This window comes from Streptomyces sp. PA03-6a (assembly GCF_033792765.1).
Lineage (GTDB): Bacteria > Actinomycetota > Actinomycetes > Streptomycetales > Streptomycetaceae > Actinacidiphila.
This window is the reverse complement of record NZ_JARAVK010000016.1, coordinates 57,231-68,308: the sequence shown is the minus strand read 5'-3', so window position 1 is coordinate 68,308 and position 11,078 is coordinate 57,231. Positions and strand designations below refer to the sequence as shown.

The window sequence follows — 11,078 nt, the reverse complement described above, 5'->3', positions numbered from 1 at the left end:
AATGTTTGTTTAGGCGACGGGGTTGGTGGGTAGGGGTTGAAGTCCACCGGCGGCTGCGGCGGCGCCTGCTGGTGCGGCGGGGGGTACGGCACGGTCGTGGCGTACGACGGGTAGCCGGGCACCGCGGCCGCCCGGTGCAGCGCCAGGTCGGCCACCAGGTAGTGGACGCCGACCAGGGGGACGAGGGCGATGGCGGTGAGCATCGCCACGTCGGTCCAGGGGCTCTCCTCCGGCAGCGTGCCGACGGTCGCGAAGGAGGCGATGCTCACCGTGGTGCAGATCCAGAAGAACACCCAGTCCATGGTCCGGCGCCGCTGGATGGCCAGGTGCAGCAGCGGGAGGCCGGACAGGAAGCCGCAGCTGATCGCGGTGATCGTGAGGAAGATGACACGGAGCGTGATCGCCGTGGCCTTGGACTGAGCGGGTGGGTACGGCGGGACCGGGCCGGGGCCGTTCATCACTGCTCTCGTACTCCCTGGACATCAGTGCGGAGGACAGCTGCGGGTGGTATCGCGAGAGTATCCGCCGTCGCCGACGGGCTGTCACCCGATCCCGTAACTATTCGGGACGCACCCTGCCGTCGGTCAGCCCGTCGTAGAGCCCCTGCACCAACTGCTCACCCAGCTGTCCCGCCAGCCGCAGGGTCTCCTCGAAGGCGGCCAGGGTGCGGAAGCGTTCCCCGTACCGGCGCTGGTCGGCCGGCGGCAGCCGCGGCACCTGGAGCCGGCGGACGTCCAGCCGCGTCGCGGTGGAGGCGTAGCTGCTGGCCTGGCGGTTGTTGGCGGTGCCGCGCAGGAAGCCGGCGAGGAACCAGGGGTCCAGGGCGGCCGGGTCGGGGCGCAGCAGGTGGAGGTTGCGGCCGAGGGCCGCCCCGGCGGTGGCGGCGTCGACGACGCGGGCGGCCGAACCCCGGCCGAGCACCGGGACGACCACGTCGCCCTCCCGCGTCAGGACCGGCTCCTCCTCGGGCGGTCCCTCGGGCAGGCTGCCGCTCGGCGCGCCACCGCCGAGGACGTCGTGCTCGGTGAGCACGGCGGGACCGCCACCGGGGCGGGCGCTCCCGGTGCCGCCCGCTCGCAGCACCAGCGCCCCGGCACGGGCCAGTTCGCCGACCGTGGTGAGCGGCCAGCGGGCGGGCTCGGCCGCCCCGGCGGGGGCGGGGGTGAGCTCGGCGGTGCGCAGCAAGGTGGCGGCCAACCGGTCGCGCACCCCGGCGAGTTCGGCCGCCCCGCCGCCCGCGGCGGGCGGCGGCAGGTGGCGGGCGGGGGCCAGGTCCACGTCGTCGTCGAGCAGGTCGATGACCTTCAGGGCGCGGCTCACACCGGGCCGCTCCTCCGTGGTGCCGTGCCGGTCGAAGGAGTGCCAGGCGTCCAGCACGGTGGCGCGCACCGACTGCCAGGGAACCTTCTCACCGCCGGGGGCCGCGTCCTGCGACCCCGCGGTGTCGACCAGCAGCAGGTGCGGGGAGGCCGCCGTGCCGGCGCCCGGCCTGCGCAGCACCCACAGGTGGAGCGGGATGCCGTACGGGGGCGCGGCGCCGGCCGGGAGCGCGACCACCGCGCGCAGGGCGCCGCGCCGCAGCAGGTCGGCCCGGATCCGGCGGCCGGAGCGGCGCGAGGCGGCGGCGGGCGGCATGAGCAGCACGACGGTCCCGCCCTCCCGGACCCGGGCCAGGCAGTGCTGCACCCAGGCGAGTTCGGACTCGGTGCGGGCTGGGAAGCCGTACTCCCAGCGGGGGTCGTAGGCGAGGTCCTCGTGGCCCCAGTTGCGCTCGTTGAACGGCGGGTGGCACAGCACCGCGTCGGCGGCGAACCCGGGGAAGGCGTCGGCGCGCAGGCTGTCGCCGCCGGCGACCCGCACCACCGCGGCGGGGTCGGCGTGCAGCGCCAGCCGCAGCGCCGCCAGCGCCGCCAGGTCCGGGTCGGCCTCCTGGCCGTACACCTCGTGCGGGGCCTCGACGGCACGCAGCAGGGTGCCGGTGCCGCAGGCGGGGTCCAGCACGGTACGGGCGGGACCGGCGAGCGCGGCCATCAGCTCGGCGGGCGCGGCCGGGGTCAGCGTGTACTGCCGGGGGTTGGCGTCCAGGTGGCGTCCGAGCAGGAACTCGTAGGCCTGGCGCGGGCCCATCCCGGCGGCGAGCTCGGCGGCGCCGTGCAGCAGTTCGGCGTCGACGGGGGCGCCGAGGGCGAACCGCCCGCCGAAGTGCCGCTCGAAGAGGTCCCGTACGGCGTCCTCGGCCGCGGCGCCCTCCATCCGGGGCCCGTCGGCGGGGTGTTCACGGACGAGCAGGCAGACGGCACCGGCCTGCCGGAGCGCGGCCGCGGTGCCCGAGGGATGGGACTCGGCCCGCTGCCAGACCCGTTCACGCAGCGGGACCTCGGCGAGTTTGCCCTGGGCGCGGAGCCAGCTCTCGACCTCCGGCAGCGCGAAGGCCGGGCTGGTGTCGGTGCCCCCCACCGGCTTGGGGAAGTCGGCATGCCTGCGGCGCCAGTTGCTGACGGCCGCCCGCCCCACCCCGGCCAGCCGTGCGATCCCGGCGGCGGTCACCTCGCTTGCGTTCTCCGGCACCTGGCTGGCTCCCTTCCCGCGGCGGGGTACGGCTGTGGCCCCGAGCATACCGGTGAACGAAAGTTCCGACCCTTCACGCGTGAACTCGCGCGAATCGAGATTCCATGTTGACTCGGTTCACAGCTCATGCTGTCATTGACTCATCGGTTCACGGAGTCCCCGGGCGTTCCGCCGGCCCGCAACCGTCATCCACACGCTGTCCACCAGGGGGGACGATCCTCATGACCACCACTCGCGGAGCGCTCACGGCGCTCGGCTGCGTCACCGCCGCCCTCACGATGGCCGCCTGCGGCCCGCTCGGCGGCACGGCGGAACCGGCCGCCACCGGCCTCGCCGACCAGCCGGCCGCCACCATCGAGAAGAAGGCCGTGGCCGCCATGAAGTCCGCCCCGGCGATGACCGTCGACCTCGACGGCATCTCCGACGGCGAGCGGATGAAGTTCCGCATGACGATGAGCAGGACCGGCGACTGCAAGGGCGAGGTCACCGCCGAGGGCGGCACCGTCCAGCTCGTCAAGGCGGGCCCCTCGCTCTACATGAAGGGCGACGACGCCTTCTGGAAGAGCCAGGGCTCCGACGGCGCCGCGATGAAGGACCTCCTCGCCGGCCGGTGGATGAAGACCAAGGCCGACACGCCGGACAACAAGGACCTCGTCGAGGCCTGCGACCTGAACGCGTTCCTCGTCGAGGTGGAGAAGGACTCGGACGGCGAGCTGGGCGGGAAGAAGGGCGAGCCCACCACCGTGGCGGGCACGCCCGCCGTGCCGATCACCAGCAAGGACGGGTCCGAGACCACCACCGCCTACGTGGCCACCGAAGGCAGGCCGTACCTGCTGAAGCTGGTCGTCAAGGGCGGCAAGGAGCCCGGCACGATGGTCTTCTCCGACTTCGACGAGGCGGCCGCGATCACCGCCCCGGCGGCCAAGGACACCGTCGACATCGACAAGCTCGCCGGCTGAGCCACCGGCTACGATCCCCGGGCCCTGGCGCGCGCCGCGCCAGGGCCGTCCCCTTCCCGAGAACGGCGGAACGCACCATGGAAGACCGGATACCCGACGACATCGCCGCCCTCGCCGCGGCCGAGGGGCTCGGGCGGCACCGCCTCACGATCATGCCGAAACGGCACGGCTTCCTGATGACGTGCAACTTCGTGTTCATGATTCTCGTGGGGCTGGCCTGCTTCGTGCTGCCCGGCCTCTGGTTCCTCCACCATGCCCTGCGCACCCCCAACTTCTCCCGCAAGGCCGCCGCCCGGCGCCTCCACTTCTTCGAGTCCGGGCTGGTCGAGATCGACCACGCCGGCGTCCCCGCCGCCTTCCGCTGGGACTCGATGACGGTGCTGCAGGAGATCACCGAGTCCTACGTCAACGGCGTCCACGTCGCCACCGGTTACCGCTACACGCTGCACAAGCCGGACGGCACGGTCCGGAAGATCCTCAACTTCTACGCGGAGCCGGAGCGGTGGGGGCCGTTCATCCAGCAGGAGGTCGCCGGCTTCCAGCTGCCGGGAATGCTGCGGATGCTGGCGGAGGGGCGGACGCTGACCTTCGGGGACATCTCGGTCAACCGCTCCGGCGTCGCGACGCCCCGGCGCGGTGCCGTCACCTGGCAGGAGATCGAGGGCGTCCGGGTCACCGACGGCGTGCTCGTGCTGAAGAAGGCCGGCAAGTCCCTGTCCTGGTCGTCCAAGAAGGTCAAGGACATCCCGAACTTCCTCCTCTTCCTCTCCCTTGTGGACGAGCTGCGCCGAACCGCCGTCGCGCACTGACCGTTCGGGCGCCGTACGCCCCCTGCCCGGCCCCACCTGCCACCCCCTAGAGTGCCAAGGTGCTTACAACCAGGGCGGGAACGGCAGCGGCAGCCGTCGCCGTGCTGCTCGGCGTGGGTCTGGCCGGGTGTACGGGCGAGGGCCTCGGCAGCGGCACGGGCAGCGGGGCCGGGAGCGACGGGGCACCGAAGGGCAGCGCGCTCAAGGCGGTCGGCGACCTGGCGGTGAAGGGCCGGGCGCCCAAGACGGGCTACGCGCGGGACGAGTTCGGCGCGGCCTGGGCGGACACCGACCACAACGGCTGTGACACCCGCGACGACATACTCCGCCGGGACCTCACCGGCACCTCCTTCCGTGCCGACCGGGGCGGGGACTGCGTCGTCGCCTCGGGCACCCTCGACGACCCCTACACCGGGAAGCGGATCGACTTCACGCGCGGGCGCAGCACGGTCGACATCGACCACGTCGTGGCGCTCAGCGACGCCTGGCAGAAGGGCGCCAAGTACTGGTCCCCCGACAAGCGCAAGCAGATCGCCAACGACCCGCTGAACCTCCTCGCCGTCGACGGCCCGACCAACCGCGGGAAGGGCGACGGCGACGCCGCGACCTGGCTGCCGCCGGACAAGGCCTTCCGCTGCCCGTACGTGGCCCGCCAGGTGGCGGTGAAGAAGAAGTACGGGCTGTGGGTCACCGGGGCCGAGAAGGCCGCCATGGAGAAGGTGCTGGACACCTGCCCCGACGAGCCCCTGCCGGACGCCGGCAGGCCGGTGACGTCCGGCGGCGGGAACGGCGGCGGCGACAGCGGCGGCTCCGGTCCGGGCGACGGGAAGGAGGGCACCGCCCCCTCCCCGGGTGCCTCGTACGCGAACTGCGCAGCGGCCCGCGACGCCGGCGCGGCCCCGCTGCACCGCGGCGACCCCGGCTACTCCCGGGCGCTGGACCGCGACGGCGACGGGGTCGCCTGCGACACCTGAGGTGCCGCGGATCGTTTGCGCAGTGTGTTGTGCGGATCGCTGGATATCCCGGTGCCCTGCTCAATATCCTCGATCACTGCATCACTGCCAGGTCGTGCACCGTCGCTCGATCCCTTGCCGGGAGGCAAAAATGCTCCGCCGCAGGACTGCTCTCTCCGCCACCGCCGCCGCAGCCGTGCTGCTCGCAGCGCCACTGCTGACCTCCTGCGGCACGCCGCACGCGGGTGCCGCGGCCGTCGTGGACGGCCGGCAGATCACCGTGGAGACGGTCCAGGCGAAGGTCGCCGCGGTGCGCGCCGCGCAGGAGAAGACCCCGCAGGCCGCCCAGCTCATCGAGGCCAGCAGCGACCTCCAGCGCAACGTCGTGCACCGGCTGGTGCAGAACGAGGTGATCGAGAAGGCGGCGCAGGACGTGGGCGTCTCCGTCACCCGCAACGAACTCCAGGAAGCCCGCGGGGACACCGAGAAGCAGGCGGGCGGCAAGGCGGCGCTGGAGGCCCAGCTGCTGCAGACCTACGCGATGGTGCCCGCCGACATCGACGAGAGCATCCGCACCGACCTGCTGATGCAGAAGGTCGCCGCCCACTACGGCGCCGACGTGCAGACCCCCGAGGGCCAGACGGCGCTGATCAAGGTGCTGCGCGACACGTCGAAGAAGCTGAACATCGACGTCAACCCGCGCTACGGGAAGTGGAACTCCGACAAGCTCGACCTGGACGACACCAAGGACCCGTGGCTGACCGAGGTGAGCCGCCGCGCCGCCCAGGCCTGATGCACCGGAACCGGGGCCGGGTCCGACCTCGGACCCGGCCCCGGCGCTGTCGCACGGCGAGGTAGTTTCGTCGGGTGGACCACTCCGATGACTCCGCCCGTCCGGGCCGCCTGGTACTGCTGACCACCACCCACCGGGTCGCCCCCGGCCTGCTCTCCTGGCCCGCCTGGGAGCTGCTGCGCGCCGCCGACCTGGTCGTCTGCCCCGACCCCGGGCACCCGCAGCTGCCGTACCTGCGTGAGGCCGGGGTCGCCGTCGAGCCGTCCGCGCCCACCGGGCGGGAGCTGGTCGACCTCACCGAGGGCGGCCGCACCGTGGTCTACCTGGCCGGCGGCGAGGGCGACCGCGGCGTCACCGACGAGCTCGCCCGGCTCGGCGGCTCCGGCCGGGTCCGCATGCCGGACCTGGAGCTGCTGCCCGGGTCCTACGACCTGCCGGGCGCGCGGCTGCTCGACCTGGTGCAGGTGATGGACCGGATCCGCCGCGAGTGCCCCTGGAGCAGCGTCCGTACCACCCAGGAACTGGTGAAGTACGGCATCGAGGAGGTCTACGAGCTCGCCGAGGCCGCCGAGGAGGGCGACCGGGAGGCCCTGCGCGAGGAACTCGGCGACGTGCTGCTGCAGGTCGTCTTCCACGCGCGGATCGCCCAGGACGACCCGGAGGAGCCGTTCTCGATCGACGACGTCGCCGCCACCATCGTGGAGAAGCTGATCCACCGGCACCCGCACGTCTTCGGCGACGAGGTCGCCGAGACGCCGGAGGACGTCCGCGAGCACTGGCTGCGCACCAAGGCCGAGGAGAAGCGGCGCGGCTCGGTCACCGAGGGCATCCCCCTCGGCCAGCCCGCGCTCGCCCTCGCCGCCAAGCTCGGTTCCCGGGCCCGCCAGGCGGGCCTGTCCGTGGCCGTCCCCGGCCAGGACGCCGCCGACACCGGTGAGCGCCTGCTGGCGCTCGCGCTCGCCGCCCAGGAGGCCGGCATCGACCCGGAGTCCGCCCTGCGCGCCGCCGCGCGCCGCTACCGGGACGCGATCCTGGAGGCCGAGAAGCCCGGGGCCGGGAAGCCGGAGGCCGGGGAGCGGGAGGCCGAGAAGCAGGGCTGACCCTCCGTTCCGGGTCATCCCCGCTGTCCCGAGTGAGTTGGGGCAGATCGGGTAAATGGGTCATATGATGCGAGCACTGGAACAGATCCAGCTGGCCGTGCCGCACGACTACATCGTCGGCATCGCGCCGCTGGTAGTGGGCATTTTCCTGGTCGGGATCCTGGTCGGCGCGGTGTCGATCGGGATGTGGGCCCGGGGCAAGGAACCGCCCCCCGAGCAGAAACCGCAGCCCCGTGGCGGGGCGTGGCACACCCGCCAGGAGTACGGCCGCGAGACCCCGGCCGACCACGGCCCCGGCCACCAGGACGGTGAGCGGCACACGCTCACCGAATGGCGGGAGCCGGACGAATGGCCGCAGGACGGCGTCCGGCGCCTCCCGCACTCCCTGAAGGGCTTCGGCAACTGGGGCTCCCACGGCGTGCCCGGCCCCGAGGGCGCCACCCGCGGCCCCGCGGGCACCCGCAGCCCCGAGGGCGGCACCCGCACCCCCGCCGGCACCGCGGGCGGGTCCCCGGGCGCCGCTCCCAGAGGCGCACCGACCCGTTCCGGGCCGGGACAGGAGGAAGGCGGCAAGGAGGAGCACTGAGCCGCGGCCGCCGGGCCCGGCCGTGGCCGCTCTAGGCTGGCGGCCATGCGCATCGACGTAGGGCACGCGTGGCCGCGCGACGAGGCGGAGGCCCGGGCCCTGCAGGACCGGCTCCGTCCGCTGGCGGACCACCGCGGGCCGGGCCCGCAGCGGCCGCGGTACGTGGCCGGACTGGACGTCGCCTACGGCGGCGGTCACGGTGTCGAGGGCGACACCGTCGCCGCCGCCGTCGTCGTGCTCGACACCGCGACGCTGGCCCCCGTCGAGCAGGTCACGGCGACCGCCCGGGCCACGTTCCCATACGTCCCCGGGCTCTTCGCCTTCCGCGAGCTGCCCGTGCTGATCGACGCGCTGGAGAAGCTCTCCGTCACGCCCGACCTGCTGCTCTGCGACGGCCAGGGGCTGGCGCACCCGCGGCGCTTCGGGCTCGCCTGCCACCTGGGCGTGGTCACCGGCCTGCCGGCGGCGGGGGTGGCGAAGACGCCCTTCGTCGGCACCTGGGACCCGGCCGCGCTCGGCGACGCCCGGGGATCGACCGCACCGCTGGTGGACGCGGGTGAGACGGTGGGCCGGGTGCTGCGGACCCAGGCCGGGGTGAAGCCGGTCTACGTCTCGACCGGCCACGGCGTCGACCTGGACACCGCCTGCCGTCATGTGCTCGCCCTGGCCCCCTCCTACCGCCTCCCGGAGACGACCAGGCTCGCCGACCGGCTCAGCCGCGACCGGCTAACGTCATGGGGTGCATGAGAGCGTGACCCCCGACCCCGGCATCCCGGCCGCCCCCGAGCTGTTCACCTGGCAGTTCGCGACCGATCCGTACCCCGCGTACGCCTGGCTGCGCGAGCACTCCCCGGTGCACCGCACGACCCTGCCCAGCGGGGTGGAGGCCTGGCTGGTCACCCGGTACGCGGACGCCAAGCAGGCGCTCGCCGACGCACGGCTCAGCAAGAACCCCGTCCACCACTCCGAACGCGCCCACGCCAAGGGCAAGGTGGGCATCCCGGGCGAGCGCAGCGCCGACCTGATGACGCACCTGCTCAACATCGATCCGCCCGACCACACCCGGCTGCGGCGCCTGGTCTCCAAGGCCTTCACCCCGCGCCGGGTGGCGGAGTTCGCGCCGCGGGTGCAGGAGCTGACCGACCGCCTGATCGACGGTTTCGCCGCCAAGGGCGAGGCGGATCTCATCCATGAGTTCGCGTTCCCGCTGCCGATCTACGCCATCTGCGACCTGCTGGGCGTCCCCGCCGAGGACCAGGACGACTTCCGCGACTGGGCGGGCATGATGATCCGGCACGGCGGCGGGCCGCGCGGGGGAGTGGCCCGCTCGGTGAAGAAGATGCGGGCCTACCTGCTGGAACTGATCCACCGCAAGCGCTCGGAGCTCGGCGACGACCTGATCTCCGGACTGATCCGGGCGAGCGACCACGGTGAGCACCTCACCGAGAACGAGGCCGCCGCGATGGCCTTCATCCTGCTCTTCGCGGGCTTCGAGACGACCGTCAACCTCATCGGCAACGGCACCTACACCCTGCTGCGCCACCCCGAGCAGCGGCGGCGGCTCCAGGACTCCCTCGCCCGCGGCGAGCGCGAGCCGCTCGCCACCGCCGTCGAGGAACTGCTGCGCTACGACGGGCCGGTGGAGCTGGCGACCTGGCGGTTCGCGACCGAACCCCTCACCGTCGGCGGGCAGTCCGTCGCCACCGGCGATCCGGTGCTGGTCGTCCTGGCGGCCGCCGACCGCGATCCGGAGCGCTTCGCCGACCCGGACACCCTGGACCTGTCGCGCCGCGACAACCAGCACCTGGGGTACGGCCACGGCATCCACTACTGCCTGGGCGCCCCCCTCGCGCGGCTGGAGGCGCAGTGCGCCCTGGCGACGCTTCTGACCCGGCTGCCGGACCTGCGACTTGCCGCCGAGCCGGCCGACCTGAGGTGGCGCGGCGGCCTGATCATGCGGGGCCTGCGGACCCTGCCGGTCGCCTTCTCACCGGAACGTGACTGACAGGACGTCAGAACGTGATCTTCGCGTGATCCGTGGGACACCGACTTGTGATGCATGGGCCAAGACCACTACCGTCGGGCGCCATCGCAGTATTCGAATGTGAAAGGCGATGCCGCAATGCTGAAGTCCGGGAACGGCCGACACCGCAAGCCGCGTCAGGCCCCGACCGCCATGGTCGCGGTCGCGGCGACCGGGGCGGGCCTCACGCTCCCCCTCTTCGCAGCGAGCGGCGCCAGCGCCGCCGACGCCAACAGCACCTGGAACGCGGTCGCCATGTGCGAGAGCGGCGGTCTGTGGAGCTCCAACACCGGCAACGGGTTCTTCGGCGGCCTGCAGATCACCGAGGAGACCTGGGAGCAGTACGGCGGCGCCCAGTACGCCGAGCGCCCGGACCTCGCCAGCCGCAACGAGCAGATATCCGTGGCCGAGAAGATGCTCGCCGAGCTCGGCCCGGACGCGTGGTCCGGCTGCGCCGACTCCTCAGGACTCACCGACGCCCTCGACGACCTGCTGCACGGCGGCCAGGACCAGGACGGCCAGGGAACGGGCGACTCCACCGGCTCCGGCGACCAGGACACCGACGGGGACGGCACCACCACCGGCGACGACAGCACGGGCACCACCTCCCCGGGCACCGACGAGGACACCACCGCCACCCCGGACGCCGACGCGACCGAGGGTCCCGACGCCTCCGCGACCCCCTCCGCCGACGACAAGGGCAAGGGCAAGGGCACCGGCAAGCACCGCAAGCCGGAGACCGGCACCGGCACCGCCACCGACGGCACCGCCACCGGGAACACCGCGGGTTCGACCGGTACGCAGAGCGGCGACCCCGCCGGCCTGCCGGCCCACTTCGTGGAGGGGGAGGCCGCCTGGGGCGTCCTCCCGCTCACCACCGACACGCGCGCGGAGACCAAGAAGGCCGACACCGGCCGGGACAGCGGCACCAGCGCCAAGACCACCATCGGCAGCCGCTACCTGGTGCAGGAGGGCGACTCGCTCTGCGAGATCGCGATGGAGCAGCACGTCGGCGGCGGCTGGCGCGGCCTGTACGACGCGAACCGCGACGTCATCGGCGACGACCCGAACGTGATCAGCCCCGGCTCGTACCTGGACCTCGGCCGCTGAGTCCGCCGCGCGCCGCCGGGCCGGGAGTCCACCCCCGCCCGGCGGACACCGGCTGACATCGGGCTGAACTTTCTCCTCCGTTCCGCAGCAGGGCGCGTCCATCCCCCGAGCGTGCCCGGCCGGGGCTTTTCGGGTCGGTTAGGCTCATGCCGAAACGAAGAGACATCCAGAAGGAGA

The 11,078-nt window shown here is 73.3% G+C and carries 11 protein-coding genes; 9 read left to right on the top strand and 2 right to left on the bottom strand.

Annotation, left to right across the window (positions count from 1 at the left end; all coding sequences use genetic code 11):
• The coding region (locus tag PV350_RS06665) for a hypothetical protein (protein ID WP_500333116.1) at window positions 1–458 on the bottom strand (458 nt) is incomplete at its 3' end.
• Between the two features lie 100 nt (window positions 459–558).
• Entirely contained in the window at window positions 559–2,568 is a 2,010-nt protein-coding gene (locus PV350_RS06660; protein ID WP_500333115.1) for an N-6 DNA methylase, read from the bottom strand.
• Window positions 2,569–2,789: 221 nt separating this feature from the next.
• On the opposite strand from PV350_RS06660, the gene PV350_RS06655 reads away from it, so the two are divergent.
• The 9 genes from PV350_RS06655 (at window position 2,790) to PV350_RS06615 (ending at window position 10,901) form a co-directional block, all read left to right on the top strand.
• A complete protein-coding gene (locus PV350_RS06655; protein WP_499512232.1) occupies window positions 2,790–3,527 on the top strand; it encodes a hypothetical protein in 738 nt (245 codons plus the stop codon).
• Between the two features lie 77 nt (window positions 3,528–3,604).
• Complete coding sequence (locus tag PV350_RS06650) at window positions 3,605–4,336, top strand: DUF6585 family protein (RefSeq protein ID WP_499512231.1); 732 nt, start codon at window positions 3,605–3,607, stop codon at window positions 4,334–4,336.
• 59 nt (window positions 4,337–4,395) lie between these two features.
• Window positions 4,396–5,310, top strand: a complete 915-nt coding sequence (locus PV350_RS06645) for a GmrSD restriction endonuclease domain-containing protein (protein WP_500333114.1) — start codon at window positions 4,396–4,398, stop codon at window positions 5,308–5,310.
• A gap of 130 nt (window positions 5,311–5,440) precedes the next feature.
• Entirely contained in the window at window positions 5,441–6,082 is a 642-nt protein-coding gene (locus tag PV350_RS06640) for a SurA N-terminal domain-containing protein (protein ID WP_499512229.1), read from the top strand.
• A 74-nt stretch (window positions 6,083–6,156) separates the two neighbouring features.
• A complete protein-coding gene (locus tag PV350_RS06635; RefSeq protein ID WP_499512228.1) occupies window positions 6,157–7,182 on the top strand; it encodes a nucleoside triphosphate pyrophosphohydrolase in 1,026 nt (341 codons plus the stop codon).
• Between the two features lie 64 nt (window positions 7,183–7,246).
• On the top strand, window positions 7,247–7,768 hold the full coding sequence (locus PV350_RS06630) for a DUF6479 family protein (RefSeq protein WP_499512227.1): 522 nt from the start codon (window positions 7,247–7,249) through the stop codon (window positions 7,766–7,768).
• 45 nt (window positions 7,769–7,813) lie between these two features.
• Window positions 7,814–8,515, top strand: a complete 702-nt coding sequence (locus PV350_RS06625) for an endonuclease V (RefSeq protein WP_499512226.1) — start codon at window positions 7,814–7,816, stop codon at window positions 8,513–8,515.
• Window positions 8,508–9,773 (top strand): cytochrome P450 family protein, encoded by a 1,266-nt coding sequence (locus PV350_RS06620; RefSeq protein WP_499512225.1) that lies wholly within the window; start codon window positions 8,508–8,510, stop codon window positions 9,771–9,773. Before PV350_RS06625 ends, PV350_RS06620 begins: the two co-directional genes overlap by 8 nt.
• Before the next feature lie 117 nt (window positions 9,774–9,890).
• Entirely contained in the window at window positions 9,891–10,901 is a 1,011-nt protein-coding gene (locus tag PV350_RS06615; RefSeq protein WP_500333113.1) for a transglycosylase family protein, read from the top strand.
• Window positions 10,902–11,078: the final 177 nt, after the last annotated feature.